Source organism: Kribbella yunnanensis, assembly GCF_039529655.1.
In the GTDB taxonomy this organism is placed as follows: Bacteria; Actinomycetota; Actinomycetes; order Propionibacteriales; family Kribbellaceae; genus Kribbella; species Kribbella yunnanensis.
In genome coordinates, this window is the sequence record NZ_BAAANF010000011.1 from 41714 (window position 1) to 57342 (window position 15629).

At 67.1% G+C, this 15629-nt stretch carries 14 protein-coding genes; 10 read left to right on the forward strand and 4 right to left on the reverse strand.

What is annotated here, in order from left to right; all coding sequences use genetic code 11:
• Nucleotides 1-9 precede the first annotated feature (9 nt).
• The gene (locus ABD231_RS17185) at nucleotides 10-1398 is read right to left on the reverse strand and encodes a hypothetical protein (RefSeq protein WP_344152228.1); all 1389 of its coding nucleotides are present in this window, start codon (nucleotides 1396-1398) and stop codon (nucleotides 10-12) included.
• Nucleotides 1399-1432: 34 nt separating this feature from the next.
• A complete protein-coding gene (locus ABD231_RS17190; RefSeq protein WP_344152231.1) occupies nucleotides 1433-2218 on the reverse strand; it encodes an IclR family transcriptional regulator in 786 nt (261 codons plus the stop codon).
• Nucleotides 2219-2366: 148 nt separating this feature from the next.
• Here ABD231_RS17190 and ABD231_RS17195 point away from each other — a divergent pair, with 148 nt between their 5' ends.
• From ABD231_RS17195 to ABD231_RS17215, 5 genes are read left to right on the forward strand one after another with little or no spacing between them, the layout of a single operon-like run.
• On the forward strand, nucleotides 2367-4346 hold the full coding sequence (locus tag ABD231_RS17195; RefSeq protein WP_344152234.1) for an ABC transporter substrate-binding protein: 1980 nt from the start codon (nucleotides 2367-2369) through the stop codon (nucleotides 4344-4346).
• 1 nt (nucleotide 4347) lies between these two features.
• The gene (locus ABD231_RS17200) at nucleotides 4348-5343 is read left to right on the forward strand and encodes an ABC transporter permease (RefSeq protein ID WP_344152237.1); all 996 of its coding nucleotides are present in this window, start codon (nucleotides 4348-4350) and stop codon (nucleotides 5341-5343) included.
• Nucleotides 5340-6470, forward strand: coding sequence for an ABC transporter permease (locus ABD231_RS17205; protein ID WP_344152240.1), 1131 nt, complete (start codon nucleotides 5340-5342; stop codon nucleotides 6468-6470). The genes ABD231_RS17200 and ABD231_RS17205 overlap by 4 nt, the downstream gene beginning before the upstream one ends.
• A gap of 8 nt (nucleotides 6471-6478) precedes the next feature.
• Nucleotides 6479-7507 (forward strand): ABC transporter ATP-binding protein, encoded by a 1029-nt coding sequence (locus tag ABD231_RS17210; RefSeq protein ID WP_344152243.1) that lies wholly within the window; start codon nucleotides 6479-6481, stop codon nucleotides 7505-7507.
• Entirely contained in the window at nucleotides 7497-8402 is a 906-nt protein-coding gene (locus ABD231_RS17215) for an ABC transporter ATP-binding protein (protein WP_344152246.1), read from the forward strand. The genes ABD231_RS17210 and ABD231_RS17215 overlap by 11 nt, the downstream gene beginning before the upstream one ends.
• Here the strand turns inward: ABD231_RS17215 and ABD231_RS17220 are convergent.
• Nucleotides 8308-9306, reverse strand: a complete 999-nt coding sequence (locus ABD231_RS17220) for a hypothetical protein (protein WP_344152249.1) — start codon at nucleotides 9304-9306, stop codon at nucleotides 8308-8310. The genes ABD231_RS17215 and ABD231_RS17220 overlap by 95 nt on opposite strands.
• 152 nt (nucleotides 9307-9458) lie before the next feature.
• Between ABD231_RS17220 and ABD231_RS17225 the strand changes: the two genes are divergently transcribed.
• From ABD231_RS17225 to ABD231_RS17245, 5 genes are all read left to right on the forward strand, one after another.
• Nucleotides 9459-10934: a peptide MFS transporter gene (locus ABD231_RS17225; protein ID WP_344152252.1), complete on the forward strand. Its 1476-nt coding sequence runs from the start codon at nucleotides 9459-9461 to the stop codon at nucleotides 10932-10934.
• Between the two features lie 62 nt (nucleotides 10935-10996).
• On the forward strand, nucleotides 10997-11563 hold the full coding sequence (locus ABD231_RS17230; protein WP_344152255.1) for a hypothetical protein: 567 nt from the start codon (nucleotides 10997-10999) through the stop codon (nucleotides 11561-11563).
• A gap of 17 nt (nucleotides 11564-11580) precedes the next feature.
• Nucleotides 11581-11874: a hypothetical protein gene (locus ABD231_RS17235; RefSeq protein ID WP_344152258.1), complete on the forward strand. Its 294-nt coding sequence runs from the start codon at nucleotides 11581-11583 to the stop codon at nucleotides 11872-11874.
• Nucleotides 11871-12947: a flavin-containing monooxygenase gene (locus tag ABD231_RS17240; protein WP_344152261.1), complete on the forward strand. Its 1077-nt coding sequence runs from the start codon at nucleotides 11871-11873 to the stop codon at nucleotides 12945-12947. The genes ABD231_RS17235 and ABD231_RS17240 overlap by 4 nt, the downstream gene beginning before the upstream one ends.
• 33 nt (nucleotides 12948-12980) lie before the next feature.
• Nucleotides 12981-14594: a LuxR C-terminal-related transcriptional regulator gene (locus ABD231_RS17245; RefSeq protein ID WP_344152264.1), complete on the forward strand. Its 1614-nt coding sequence runs from the start codon at nucleotides 12981-12983 to the stop codon at nucleotides 14592-14594.
• Between the two features lies 1 nt (nucleotide 14595).
• On the opposite strand, the gene ABD231_RS17250 is transcribed toward ABD231_RS17245, so the two are convergent.
• The gene (locus ABD231_RS17250) at nucleotides 14596-15603 is read right to left on the reverse strand and encodes a pirin family protein (protein ID WP_344152267.1); all 1008 of its coding nucleotides are present in this window, start codon (nucleotides 15601-15603) and stop codon (nucleotides 14596-14598) included.
• Nucleotides 15604-15629 lie beyond the last annotated feature (26 nt).

Here is a 15629-nt window from a genome sequence, read left to right on the forward strand (position 1 = left end):
CGTCGCTCCTTACGTCGCCCCGAAACTGCGTGAGATCGCTGCGAAGATACGTGCCGGACGGTCGGCGAGGTAATGGTCGATCACGGACACGAGTGGACCACTGGTCCGGAGGATCCAGTCACCGCTCTCCTCGAAGCCGCCGTTCCGCACGTCCAGACCGATGGCCTCGACGTGGTCCACACCGACGTCGATGTACTGCCCCACCGTGTCCTTCAGCGCCCGCAGCCGAAACGTCAGATCGATGTCGTTGCGATCGGCAACATAACGAGTGACGTCGACCGGCCCTTCCATCCCGTTACCATTGGTCCACACGGGCCAGCGCTGCTCGTGCAGATCCATCGTCCACACGACCGCGCCGTCGATCAGCAGTTCGAGCTGATAGACACCCGGCTCGATACCGCCGGCGAGGAACCAGCGGTGGTACCAGAACGACACCTCGTACCGATTCAGCCGCGGATCGACCCGCACCCGTTGCGAGGCCGAGGCGTACGACTTGGCCGGCGTCCGAGCCCGATTGTTGACCAGCGCGAGCCGGCCCACGCCGTAGAGCGCCTTGTTGTCCGCCGACGGCGCCGGGCCGTCGTCCAGCTGGGTCCCGTACGCAATCACGCCGGGGATCCGGCCGGAGGCGACGTACTGGGCCGTGGTGGTGAGGGTCGCCGTGCAGTACGCCGGTGTTGCGTGCAGCGGCGCGTCGAGGAAGCGGCCGGTGTAGAGCAGCGGGATCAGTTCGAGACCGCGTGGGTCGGTGTGGCCGAGGATCTCGTCGAGGCACGCACCGAGCGAGTCGGCGACCGTGGTGTTCTCGTGGTGACCGTCGAGGAACGGGTAGATGATCCCGTCGACGTACGGCGCGTACTTGTCGAGGAACGTCGGATCCGTGGCCCGGCCGAAGTACGCGCAGGTGTAGAACCGCAGCTCCGGGCTGATCGCCTTGGCAGCGTCCAGAAACTCACGCATGTACGACGGCGTGAACAGCTCGGCGTTCGCGCCGACCTCGAAGTCGTCGATCGCCCAGGCTTTGAAGTTCGGGTACTTGACCGCGAGCTCCGCGAACGCCTTCGCCCAACCCACGTAGTCGAGCCGGTACGGGCGGGACGCGCGACCGTAGTCCGAGGTCTCGCTCGGCGGGACGATGTACGGGATCACGTCGATCCCGGCGACAGCGGCCGCGGGCAGGAACTCGTTGCACAGGTCGTCGAAATCGGTCGGCGAATCCCAGATGCAGAACAGGTAGGTGTTGACCCGCAACTGCAGCAGGCGGCTGATCAGGGCGGGCGTGTCGAGGTGCCGGTAGCCGTCGGCGCGCGGTGCACGCTCCCGCAGCGCGGCCCCGACGGTGTTGCCACCGGTCAGGGTCGCTTTGATGCCGCCGACCGGGACTGGATACGAACCCATCGAGAACCACTCCATTTCGGGAGGGGAAGTTCGGTTAGACCACTTCGGCGCCGAGGCGTTCCGAGATCGTCGCGGCGAGCTGGACCAGCGCGGTCTGTGCCTGCTTGCGCTTTTCGCGGGTCAGATCGCGGGCGAACGACGTCACGCCGACCGCGCCCGCGACGTGCTCACCCGCAGTGAAGAACGGCGCCGCGACACACGCGATGTCGGCCTGCTCTTCCTGGTCCTCGACCGCGAAGCCCTGTTTGTGCACCTTGGCCAGCTCGGCCCGGAAGGTCTCTTCATTGACCGGCTTCGCCTTCGGCCCGTAGCCCTGCTCCAGATGACCGAGCAGCGGGGTCAGTTCCTCATCCGGCAGGTACGCCGCGATCGCCTTCCCCAGTGCGGTCAGGTTGAAATGCGAGACCTTGCCCGGGTACGTGTCGAACTGGATGAACCCCGGCATCGCGGCCTTGGCGACGTACACGATCGAGGTGCCGGTCAGGACGCCGATGTGCACCGGCATGCCGAGCCGGTCGGCCACCTCGCGCAGCTCGCGATTCGCGACCGAGGACAGGTCGACCTTGCGGATCAGCTGCGTGGCCAGCCCGTACAGCCGCAGGGTCGGCCGCCAGAAGTGACTGCGCCCTACCACCCGGCGGCTGGCGTAGTCGCGCTGCTCGAGGGTGTAGACGATCGACGCGCAGGTGGCGAGCGGGATGTTCGCCTTCTTCGCCAGCGCGGTCAGCGTCAGCTCCTCGTCGGAGGTGACGAGGGTTTCGAGCACCGTCAGCGCCCGCGCCACCGCCGGTGACGGCGACCGCTCCTCAGTGCTGTCCATGCTGTCCCACCCTTCGCGTCGGAATCGCAGTCTAGCTCCTTACCCGAAGCCTTCTGCGCCAATTGGTATATACGGAATCACAGAAATCTATCTCAGATCTTGAAGTCACTCCAGAATCGTGCGACCTTCCGGAGAAAGGAGGAAATCGATGTCCGAACCGCTGAACCGCCGGACCTTCCTCCGGGTGTCCGGTCTGTCCCTGTCCGCCGCCGCCGTCACGGGGTGCTCGTTCTTCTCCACCGACGCGAAGAAGACCACGGCCTCCGGTGCCACCGCCGACGCGGGCGCCAAGGAGTCGCCGGCGCTCGCACGCCTGGTCAAGGACGGCAAGCTGCCACCACTCGAGCAGCGGCTGCCGAGGAACCCGATGGTGCTCAAACCGATCCAGTCCGCCGGCAAGTACGGCGGCGTCCTGCAGCGCGGCTCGATCGACCGCAACGCCGCGCAGAACGGGTACGTCGAGTTCGCCGGCTTGGTCGAGTGGACGCCGACGACTCCGGCCAAGGTCGGTCCGGGTCTGGCCGAGAAGTGGGAGGTACTGGACGGCGGCAAGGTCTACGTCTTCCACCTGCGCGAAGGCCTGAAGTGGTCCGACGGCCAGCCGTTCACGACCGACGACCTGATATTCGCCTACGAGAAGTCGTTCCTGAACAAAGAGCTGAACCCGATCTTCCCCGGCTGGCTGAGCCCGGGCGGCAAGCCCGGCAAGTTCGTCAAGGTCGACGACCACACGCTGCGGATGGAGTTCGCCGTACCGCACGGGTTGTTGCTTCGCTATCTGTGCTTCATCGGGCTGACTGGTTTCGGCTCCAGTTCGGCGCTGTTGCTGCCGGCGCACTACCTGAAACAGTTCCACAAGGAGTTCGCCACTCCGGCGCAGATCCAGGCCGCGATGAAGCAGAATCCAGCCTCGACCTGGGCCGACTTCTTCACCGCCCGCCGGAACATCTGGAAGAACGCCGACGTCCCGGTGCTCGGACCGTGGAAGCTCGTCGCGCCGCTGCGCGGTTCCGGCGTTACCGCTCGACTAGAGCGCAATCCGTACTACTGGAAGGTCGACGAGCAGGGCCGCCAACTGCCGTACATCGACAGTCAGCAGTACACGGTGATGCCGGCCGAGACGCTCGGATTGCGCGCGGCGAACGGTCAACTCGACCTCCAGGTGACCGATATTCAGGCCGAGCAACTGCCCTTGCTGATCCGCAACCAGCAGTCCAAGGGCTACAAGGTCAACCGCTGGGTCGCTGAACCGAACACGTCACTCAACTTCAACCAGAGCCACCCCGATCCGGTCCTGAGGGAGCTGTTCCAGAAGATCGACTTCCGCGCCGGGTTGTCGCACGCGATTAACCGCAAGGAGATGAACGACGCCCTGCTGGCCGGCCAGGGATTCATCCGGCACCCGTGCGCCCAGCCCGAGGACGAGTACTGGGAAGACGGCATGGGCCAGCGGTTCATCTCGTACGACGTCGCCGAGGCCAACAAGCGCCTGGACGCGGCCGGCCTGACTCGGCGTGGTTCCGACGGTATGCGGCTGCGACCGGACGGCAAGAAGCTCCAGCTGGTCGGCCGCTGCTTCGAGGTCGGCGTGGGGATCGCGTCCATCACCGTCCTCGAGTACGCGCGCCGGTACTGGAAGGCCGTCGGCATCGACCTGGTCGCGAAGCCGATGTCGCTGGACCTCTGGTACGAGGAGATCCCGCACGGCGACTACGACCTGGTTGCCTATCCCCCGGCCACAATCCTGTGGGACATCGACTCGCTCTGGTACATCCCCACCAGCGGGCTGACCTATTGGGCGCCGAAATACGGCAACTGGTACGGGAACCCGAAGGACAAGTTCGCCCTCGAACCCAGCGGCGACATCCGCAAGCTGCAGACCATCTACGACGAGCTGCTGATCACCGCCGACGACACCAAGCGACTCGACCTCGGCCGCCAGATCCTCCGGCTCCACGACGAGAACGTCTGGATCATCGGCACGGTCGCGACGCCGTTCCAGCCGCTGATCTCGGCCGGCGACCTGCGCAACGTCCGACCGGATGCAATCGCCAGCTTCCGCACCCACTACGAGAACGCGTCAGCCCCGGAACAGATGTACTTCGACAACCCGGACAAGCACAGCTGACATGGGTGGCTACCTGGTACGCCGATTACTCGCGATGCTGCCGACCGTCGTACTGATCTCGCTGGTGTCGTTCCTGATCATCCAGCTGCCGCCGGGCGACTACCTGACCACGGTGGTCGCCAAGCTGCAGGCGCAGGGGCAGACACTGCCGCCCGAGCAGTTGGTGGCGTTGCGGCAGCAGTACGCGTTGGACGCGTCGCCGCTGGAGCAGTACTGGCGATGGATCACCAACATCGTGCTGCACGGCGACTTCGGTACGTCGTTCGAGTACAACAAACCCGTCTCGACCCTGCTCGGTGAGCGGCTGCCGCTGACGTTGGCGCTCGGTCTCGTGACCTGGATCGTCGGGTGGAGTGTCGCGCTGGCCGCCGGTATCTATTCGGCGGCCAGGCGGTACTCGAAACTCGACTACGTCATCACGACGTTGAGCTTTCTCGGTCTCGCGATCCCCGGCTTCCTGATCGCGCTGACCGCGGTGTATCTGCAGTTCAAGCTGTTCGGGCGGACGGTGTCCGGCATCTTCTCGCCGGAGTTCGAGGGCGCGGCCTGGAACCTCGGCAAGCTGCTCGACCTGGTCAGCCACCTGTGGTTGCCCGTCCTCGTACTCGCCTCGGGCGGCATCGCCGGCACGGTCCGCGTGCTGCGCGCCAACCTGCTGGACGAGCTGCACAAGCCGTACGTGACCGCCGCACGTGCGCGCGGTCTGACCGAACGCCGGCTGTTGCTGCGCTACCCGACCCGGGTCGCGCTGAATCCGTTCATCGCCACTATTGGCTGGACGATCCCCGCGCTGTTCGACGGCGAGGTCCTGGTCGCGACCGTGCTCGGGTTGGAGACCACCGGGCCGCTGCTGCTCAACGCATTGAAGAGCCAGGACATGTATCTGGCCGGCGGCATCATCCTGATCGCCTGCATTCTGACGGTGATTGGCACGCTGTTGTCCGACCTGCTGCTGGCCGTCGTCGATCCACGGGTCCGCGTGGGGTACGTCGGATGACCGGGACGCCGTCACTCGTCGACCTATCCGCCGCCTCTGACACCGCGCCCACCCTCGCCCTGGCGTCCCAGCGCACCCTCGTCTGGCGCCGGTTCAAGCGCAACAAGCTCGCGGTGGTCTCACTGTGGATTGTCGGCTTCATCTACTTCGTCGCCGTGTTCTGCGAGTTCCTCGCCCCGCACGCCCAAGACACCTACGCCGCCGACCGCGCGTTCGCCCCGCCACAGGTGCTCAAGGTCTCGCTCACCTCGAGCCCACACCTCTACGTCAACGGCTACCAGGGCACACCCAACCCCGAGACGCTGCTCCGCGACTACACCGTCGACAAGTCGCAGCGGTACGGCGTACGCCTGTTCGCGAAGGGTGATTCGTACAAGCTATGGGGGCTGATCCCGGCCGACCGCCATCTGATCAGCACTCGTGATGCGACCGCGCCGTTCCACCTGCTCGGGACGGATGAGCAGGGACGCGACCAGCTGTCCCGGCTGATCTACGGCACCCGGATCTCGATGTCGGTTGGCCTGATCGGGGTCGCGGCCGCGCTCGTGCTCGGACTGCTCCTCGGTGGCATCTCGGGGTACTTCGGTGGGTTGACCGACGGGATCGTGCAGCGGGTGATCGAGTTCTTCATGTCGATCCCGACACTGCCGTTGTGGCTCGGGCTCGCCGCCGCCGTACCGCCGGGGTGGAGTCCGTTGAAGACGTACTTCGCGATCACGCTGATCCTGTCGCTGATCGGGTGGACCGGGCTGGCGCGGGTGATCCGAAGCCGGTTCCTGCAGATCCGGGGCGAGGACTTCGTGCTGGCCGCGGAACTCGACGGGGCGCGTTGGCATCGGGTGGTCGGGCGACACATGCTGCCCGCGTTCACGAGTCACATCATCGCGTCGCTGACCCTCGCCGTACCGGGGATGATCCTTGGCGAGACCGCCCTGTCGTTCCTGGGGCTCGGTCTGCAGGCTCCGGTGGTCAGCTGGGGTGTGTTGCTTGGGAGCGCCCAGAGCATCCGGGTGCTGTCTGCGGCGCCTTGGCTGCTGTCGGCCGGAGTCGCGGTCGTGATCACGGTGATGGCACTCAACTTCGTCGGCGACGGACTGCGCGACGCCGCCGACCCCTATGAGTCGTGAGGCCGCTGATGAGTCTGCTGGAGATCGACGGGTTGAGCACCCACTTCGCCACGGCCGACGGACTGGTACGTGCAGTCGACGACGTCAGCCTGCGGGTCGAACCGGGGCAGACCGTGTGTGTTGTCGGCGAGTCCGGCTGCGGGAAGAGCGTCACCGCTCGGTCGATTCTGCGGTTGATCGATCCGCCGGGGCGGATCGTTGCTGGACGCATCCGTTATCAGTCGGCAGGTGCGGCGGTCGATCTGGCTGCGCTGGATCCGACGGGTGCCGAGATGCGGCGGATCCGGGGCAAGGAGATCGGCATGGTGTTCCAGGAACCGATGGCCGCGCTGAGCCCGGTCCACACGATCGGCCGCCAACTCACTGAGACCTTGCTGCTGCACGAGCGGCTGGGTAAACGCGAGGCCCGGGAACGCGCCATCGACGAACTGCGCAGTGTCGGGATCCCCCAACCGGAGCAGCGGATCGACGCGTACTCGTTCCAACTCTCCGGCGGGATGCGGCAGCGCGCGATGATCGCAATGGCACTCGCTTGCCGCCCGCAACTACTGATCGCCGACGAGCCGACCACCGCCCTCGACGTCACCACCCAAGCGCAGATCCTCGACCTGTTGCGCTCACTGCAGGAGGACCGCGGGATGGCGATGCTGTTCATCACCCACGACCTAGGCGTCGTCGCCGAACTCGCCGACCGAGTAGCCGTGATGTACCTCGGCACAGTCGTCGAGGAATGCGATGTCGACTCGCTGTTCCACGACCCGCGCCATCCCTACACCCGAGCACTCCTCCGTGCCGTCCCCCGAATCGAACGCCGAGTCCGCCGCCGCCTCCCCACCATCCGCGGCCAGGTCCCCCACCCCCAACAACGCCCCACCGGCTGCCCCTACCGCACCAGATGCGACCACGCCGTACCGAACCTCTGCGACCAACAACCTCCACCCCCTGTAAACACTGGTGATAGAGAAGTTCGCTGTGTGCATTATCCGACTGCCGACAGCATTCGGGATGGGCATGAGGAGCCTGCTCATGCGGGGTGACGACATCCTGCGGGTGGTGAACCTGTCGATGCGGTTTTCGAGTGGGTCTGGGCTGTTCGGGCGGCGGACGTCGGTGCAGGCGGTTGATGACGTGAGTCTCGTCGTACGGCGGGGTGCGACGCTCGGGCTGGTGGGCGAATCGGGCTCGGGGAAGACCACGCTCGGGCGGTGCATCCTGCGGGCTCATCAGCCAACCAGCGGTCAGCTGCACTACCGCCGTACCGACGGCTCCGAGGTCGATCTCGCCGTACTGTCCCGCGCCGAACTCCGCCCGTTGCGCACGGAGATCCGGACCGTCTTCCAGGACCCGAACTCGTCACTCAACCCACGGATGACGGTCCAGCAGATCGTCGCCGAACCACTCATCGTCAACAAGCTAGCGTCAGGCAGCGCGCTCACCGACCAAGTCGCCGACGCACTCCGACGCTGCGGCCTGCGTCCCGAGCTCATGCGCCGGTATCCGCACGCGTTCTCCGGCGGCGAGCGGCAGCGGATCGGCATCGCCCGTGCACTCGTCACCCAGCCGCGCCTGGTAGTCGCCGACGAGGCGGTGAGTGCGCTCGACGTGTCCGTCCGCAGCCAGATCCTGAACCTGCTCGAAGACCTGCAGGACGAGTTCGAGCTGACCTATGTCTTCATCTCCCACGACCTGTCCGTTGTGCAGCACCTGTGCGATCGAGTGGCGGTCATGTACCGCGGGAAGATCGTCGAGGAGGCCGACACCGAGGACCTGTTCGAGCGACCACAACACACTTACACGCAGAAGCTCCTGGCCTCGGTCCCCATCACCGATCCCCGCCTCAGAACCCCTCGGCCAGGTACGCCGCAAAGTCTGTCGGCGGCGCGACATCGACGTCCGGACACCGCTTCGCGCGAGTCCACGGCCACTGGGTGAGGTAGAAAACCGTCCGCCCCGTGTCCGCCATCGCGCGCCGAATCTTGCCGGCCGCGGCGGCGTCGGCGTAATGCACCTCGCCGATGATCCACCCCTGGCTGTACCCGCGCTCGGCCATCGCCTGGTGCGCGGCAACGAACTGCTCGTACTCGTCGCCGTTCCCCCGATCATCGCCGTACAGGTGCACGTCGAACACGTCCGGCAGATTGCCGCCGTACACGCTCGCCATCGTCTCGACCCGGTTGGCGATCCACACCGTCATCGAGAAGCCGACGGTGTCGCCCTTGCCGAAGCGCGCGGTGTAATCGGCCCAGAGCCGAGTCGAGTAGTCCTTCAGGACCGACTCGCTGGTCATCGGCAGACCTTCGTTGAGCAGATCGATCGTGTACGGGATGCCGGCCGCCGCGATCAGCGGCCGGAGGTTGCCGATCAGATCCCGATTCTCCGCGTAGTGGCTAGCGCTGAAGCTCTTCCAGCCATGCGGGTCGTTCACGCCGATCGGGTGGAACGCAACCTCGACCTCCAGGAAACCGGCCTGCTTGATCGCCGCCAGGAACCCGCTCAGGTTGGCGCGGTTCTGCGCCGACAGATTCCCACCGGCCGAGTCCATCACCGTGCCGCCGGGAGCGTGACCACGTTGATGGAAGATTCCGATCCGCAGCCGCCGCTGACCGCCGTCGTACAACTGCTTGAGGACCGAACGGATCTCCGGTTCGGCCTGGTGGAACGCGCTGATCGTCGAGTAGGGCTCGCGGTCGCAGCCGTCGAGGCGGAACCAGGTGAAGTTCGAGCCGCCGCGTCCGGTGGGTTCGGCCGCCGTGACTTGGGTCGCACTGGACAGTACGGCGGTGGTGGCGAGCAGCACGGCGGTTGCCAGCGCGAGCAGGCGGGGGTGAGCGGACATGGGCGGAGACCTTGGTGACTGGGCGGAATTGACCTGGAGCGGAACGTAACATCTCCGAGGGTCCCCGGCTGGCGGTTCGGGACCGGACGGGTTACGGTCGGTGCCCGAAAGAAGGTGCACAGCGCAACCAGGTGAACAGGGAGTAGTGAACCGTGTCGGTATCGCAGTCGGCCGAGAGTTCGGAGAAGACCTTCTTCGGGCATCCGCGTGGGTTGATGACGCTGTTCACCACCGAACTATGGGAGCGGTTCAGCTACTACGGGATGCGCGCCATCCTGCTGCTCTACCTGACCGACAAAGCGCACGGACTCGGCCTCGGCGAATCGCTCGGCCAGGCCGTGGTGTCGATCTACGGCGCTTCGGTCTACCTGCTCTCCGTGCTCGGCGGCTGGTTCGCCGATCGCGTCTTCGGCGCCCGCCGGACCGTCCTGTACGGCGGTTCCGTCATCGTGGCCGGCCACCTCTGTCTCGCGCTGCCCGCGAACGGTACGGCGTACGCGGGCATCGCGCTCGTTGCCCTCGGCACCGGTTTGCTGAAGCCGAACGTGTCGACGATGGTCGGAACCCTTTACGAACAAGGCGACGCACGCCGCGATTCGGCGTTCTCGATCTTCTACATGGGGATCAACATCGGCTCGTTCTCGGCTCCGTTCGTGGTCGGGTTCCTGCGCCGGGAGTTCGGCTTCCACGTCGCGTTCGCGGCCGCCGCGGTCGGGATGTCGCTGGCGCTGGTCGCCTACCTGCTCGGCCGGCGCACCCTGCACGGCCGTGGCGACACCCCGCCGAACCCGCTCACCGCAGCGGACCGGCCGACCATGATCAAGGTCAGCGCCGCCGTACTGGGTCTGCTCGTGGTCGTGTTCCTGCTGTCGGCGTGGCTGTCCGGCGGGTTCGGTCCGAAGCCGGTTGTCGACGCGATCTCCTACCTGTGCTTCCTCGCCCCGATCGCCTACTTCACCATGCTGCTGCGCAGCCCGCTGGTGACGCCGGTCGAGCGGCAGCGGGTCCGCGCGTACATCCCGTTGTTCATCGCGGCGATGCTGTTCTTCATGGTCTTCGAGCAGGCTGCGACCACGCTGACCTCGTTCGCCGCCGACCGGACCAACCTGGACCTGTTCGGCGCCAACATCTCGCCGGAGTTCTTCCAGTCGATCAACCCGTTCTCGATCATCATCCTGGCGCCGGTCTTCGCGGTGATCTGGATCAAGCTCGGTGATCGCGGTCCGAGTATCGGCCAGAAGTTCGCCACCGGCCTGCTGCTGGCCGGTATCTCGTTCGCCGTGATGGCCCTGGCCTCGAACGTCGCCGGCGCCAAGCTCGCATCCCCGCTCTGGCTCGTCCTCGTCTACGTCATCCAGACTCTCGGCGAGCTCTTCCTCTCCCCCGTCGGCCTGGCCGCCACCACCGTGCTGGCACCGCGCGCGTTCCTCAGCCAGATGATGGCGCTCTGGTTCCTCGCACCCGCCGCCGGCCAGGCGATCACCGCCCAGCTGGTCCAGGCCACCGAAGGCGCCTCCGACACCGCCTACTTCGGCGGCCTGGCGATCGTCACCATCGTCTTCGCCCTGGCCCTCTACACGTTGGCTCCCTGGATCAAGCACCACACCAAGCAAGACCACAGCTCTTAGGAGGGATGGGCTTCACTCCCGCGGGTGAAGCCCATCAGCCCGCACCGGGCGATGCTCGAACCATGCAAGCAACCGCCCGTCCCGTCCCCCGCTGGGCCCACCGCCTCGCCCACGCCATCCCGTTCTTCGTCCTACCCTCAAGCCTCTGGCGACTAGGCTTCGTCTTCGGCTCCTCGATGGGCATGCTCGACGAAACCGGACAGGAAACCTACGTCCACGGCTTCGGCCCCAAGCTCTACATCGTCGGCCTGTCCCTCTTCCTGGAGGCCCTGGCCCTCACCAGCCTCGGCCTGGTCCAACGCTGGGGCGAGATCGTCCCCACCTGGATCCCCTTCATCGGCGGCCGCCGCGTCGCGCCGTACGCCGCCGTCATCCCCGCGACCCTGGGCGGCCTCGCCCTCATCGCCCTCTGGGCCTACGCCATGCGCAACGCCTACACCGAAGGCTTCCTCTTCTTCACCAGCACCTTCTGGCAGTACCTCATGGTCGGCAGCTACAGCCTCCTGCACCTCTGGGGTCCGGCGCTCCTCGCCGTCACCTGGGCCTACCACCGCCGTCGTACGACAAACCTCGTACGCCGGACGCCGCGGAAGATGCGTATTCCGTCCGACGCGAGCGGCCGGCCGTAGTTCGTACCGTCGGTGACATGACTGGCGGAGGCGTTGCTCTGGTGGCGGGGATGGTGTCAACCGTCCTGTTCGCGTCGAGCGCGCTGCCGATGGTGGTGAAGGCGATCCGGACGCGCGACCTGGCGTCGTACAGTCCGGCGAATCTCGTCCTGGCCAACGTCGGCAATGCCGTCCACTGCATCTACGTGGTGCACCTGCCGGCCGGGCCGATCTGGTTCCTGCACGGCTTCTACGTGTTGACGTCGGCGCTGATGTTGTTGTGGTGGTTGCGGTTTCGCAGCGTCCGAACGGAGGAGCGGAGGCTCACATGAACACCATCATCATCGGCGCGGGACAGGCCGGCCTCGCGACCGGCTATCACCTGCAGCGGCTCGGCGAGTCGTTCACGATCCTGGACGGGAGCGCCCGGATCGGCGACCAGTGGCGGGCGCAGTGGGACAGCCTGAGGCTGTACTCACCGGCCAAGTACGACGGACTTCCGGGCCTCGGTTTCCCGGGTGAACCGTGGAACTACCCGTCGAAGGACGAGGTCGCCGACTACCTCACGTCGTACGCCGATCACTTCCAGCTGCCGATCCGCCACAACACCCGGGTCGACCGGCTCGAACGGGTCGACGACCACTGGCTCCTCACGGTCGGCCGCGAGACGTTCACCGCGGACAACGTGGTTGTCGCCACGGGCACGTTCGGACGGACGCCGTACCTCCCGGACTGCGCAGCCGACCTCGACCCGTCGATCCGCCAGCTGCACTCGTCCGAGTACCGCCGTCCGGACCAGCTGAAGGACGGTCCGGTACTCGTCGTCGGCGGCTCGCATTCCGGGACCGACATTGCCTACGAGGTCGCGCAGACCCACGAGACGGTGCTGTGCGGGCGGGACCCGGGGCAGATACCGTTCACGCCGGGCCGTCCGGGGCAGAAGGTGTTCTGGCCGGTGTTCCTGTTCGTGGGGCGGCACGTGATCACCCGGCGGTCGCCGCTCGCGAAGGCGGCGATGGAAGACCTACGGCAGCACGGCGGCCCGATGATCCGCGTGAAGCGCGCAGACCTGCTCGCGCGCGGGGTCGAGCGGGTCCACGAGCGCGTCACCGGTGTCCAGGACGGACAACCGATGCTGAGCGACGGCCGCGTGCTCGACGTCGCGAACGTCGTCTGGGCCACCGGGTTCCGGCAGGTGTTCGACTGGATCAAGGTTCCGGTGGTGGGCGCGGACGCCTGGCCGCGCGAGTACCGCGGGGTGGCCGAGGGCGCGCCCGGCCTGTTCTTCTGCGGGCTGTGCTTCCAGTACGCCTTCTCCTCGATGGTGCTCCCCGGCGTCGGACGGGATGCGGCGTACGTCGCTCGCCGCATCGCAGCGCGGTCCCGGACTCTTGCCGCTGCGTGATCCGGGGCGCATGCTCGCCTGTGGGGGCAGGTGATGGGGATAGTCGATGATCTGCAGCGAGCCAGGAGCGCGTTCGAGCAGCGCGACTGGGCGGTCGCCTACGACCGATTGGCTGCGCTGGACGGCCAACTCGGGCCGGAGGAACTGCTGACGCTGGGTACCGCAGCCTTCCTGCTCGGTGACACCGACGCCTGCATCCGCGCCCTGCAGCAGGGCTATCGGTCGCAGATCGACACCGGCGAGGTGCTGGGCGCCGTACGGTTCGCGTTCTGGCTCTCGCTCGTGCTCGCAATGCGCGGTGAAGGGGCCGTGGGCAACGGCTGGGCCGCCCGGGCCGAGCGGCTCCTCGCCGACCAGCCGTCGGACGTGGTCGAGCGCGGATACCTGCGGATCCACGACTTCTTCGCCTGCCTCGACCACGGCGACATCACCGGCGCACTGGCCATCGGCGACGAGATCGTGGTCGTCGGACGCAGGCACGGCGACCCGGACCTGCTCGCGCAGGGACTCGTCTGCAAAGGACGGATGCTGATGTACACCGGCCAGGTCACCGAAGGCCTGGCCTTGCTCGACGAAGCCATGGTCGGGGTCGCCGTCGGTGAGCTCTCCCCGATCTTCGCCGGCAACGTGTACTGCGCCATGATCGAGGCCTGCCAGGAAGTCCTCGACTTCGCCCGCGCCTCATCCTGGACGACGGCGCTGACCCGCTGGTGCGACAGTCAGCCGGATCTGGTCCCGTTCACCGGACAGTGCGCCGTACATCGCGGTCAGATCCTCCGGCTGCATGCGGCGTACCCGGAGGCGCTGGCCGAGTTCGAGGATGCCTGTCGGCGCTACGTCGCGGCCGGGTCCGCCGCCGCGGCGGGACTCGCGTTGAGCGAACGTGGCGACGTCCTGCGGATCCGCGGTGACTACGCGGCCGCGGAGGCGTCGTACGACGAAGCCGCCGGCTACGGCCACGAGCCGCAACCCGGCCGCGCGCTACTCATGATCGCCCGCGGCCGGGTGGCCGGTGCCGTCGTCGCCGTACGCCGTCTGCTCGCCGAAACCGTCGATCCGGTCCACCGTTCACGCTTGCTCGCGGGCTCCGTCGAGGTCCTGCTGGCCGCGGACGCCACCGCCGAGGCCGAGGCGGCGGCTGCGGAACTGGCCACGATCGCGGACTCCTTCGGCTGCACCGGCCTGCGCGCGTCGGCGGCGTACTGCCTGGGCCTGGTCACCGAGAACCCCGATCAGGCTGCCCGGCAGGCCCGGGCCGCTGCACAACTCTGGGGCGAGCTCCACGCTCCTTATGAAGCCGCCCGCGCCAGGGTCCTGCTGGGCCGCTCGATGCTGGCGCTCGGCGACGAGGACGCGGCCGCCACAGCTCTGACGGCAGCGTGCCGAACGTTCACCGAGCTCGGCGCGGCGCCGGCCCGGCTCGAGGCGCAGCGGCTACTGAACCGGGACTCGGCCGGCGGCCTGACCGGTCGCGAACTCGAAGTCCTGCGCTTGGTTGCTGTCGGCAACAGCAACACCGAGATCGCGCGCACCCTGGTGCTGAGCGACAAGACCGTGGCCAGGCATCTGACCAACATCTTCGCCAAGCTCGACGTGCCCTCCCGCACCGCAGCCGTCGCCTACGCGCGCGACCACGACCTCCTCTGACCTATCTCGCCCGCGGCCTGGGCTTGAGGGTGGTGCCGGGAAGCGGCGGGGCCGGCAGCGGGTCGCCGTCGTAGCCGGGGACCTTGGGAAAGCGGGCGTTGCCGGTGGTGGTTATGGCGGACTGCCAGGTGTTGCGGGCTTCGACGATGTCTTCGTGGGTGCGGCCGATGAAGTTCCACCACATGACGAGTTCTTCGGTGAGGGGTTCGCCGCCGAGCAGGAGCAGGCGTACGCCGTTGTCGGAGGCAACCAAGTCGACGGTGTCGCGGCCGGCGCCGAGGTAGGCCAGCTCACCGAACCCCGGGGTGAGGTGTCCGACGGTGACCGAGCCTTCGACGACCAGTACGGCGTACTCGTTGGAAGGGGTGAGTGGGAGCGGGAGGGTTCGGCCGGGCTGGATGGTGATGTCGGCGCCGACCAGCGGGGTGAACGCGGGGGCCGGGGACGTCACGCCGGCGACGGTACCGATCATGACGGTGAGGTGGGCGCCGTCGAGGTCGAGTTGCGGGAGGTCGGCGTACGCATTGAAGGCCGGCGGGGTCGTCGTACGGACGGAGTCCGGGAGGGCGACCCAGAGTTGGGCGCCGTGGAGTCGGGGCGGCGCGTCGGGGGTGGAGACCTCGGAGTGCGCGATGCCGTTGCCGGCCGTCATGATGTTGAGCTCGCCGGGGCGAACGAACGCATGTGAACCGACGCTGTCGCGATGTTCGATCTCGCCTTCGAACAACCAGCTCACGGTCTGCAGACTCGTGTGCGGATGCGGTGGTACGAGCATGCCGCGCTCCCCCGGCGCGTCGTACGAATCGACCCGCCGGTCCAGGTCGTCGGGACCGTAGTGGTCGACGAAGCACCAGGCGCCGACCATCCGGCGGTTCTTGTTCGGCAGCAACCGCCGCACCTTGGTCGACCGGCCCAGGACGACCTCGCGCGGCTCCAGCAACTCGAACACGGGCCCCTGCTCCGACCCGGAGCAGACGACCTCGGCCGGATTCTTCTCCAAGTCGCTCATGCAGAAAATGTACGCCGACATGCCCG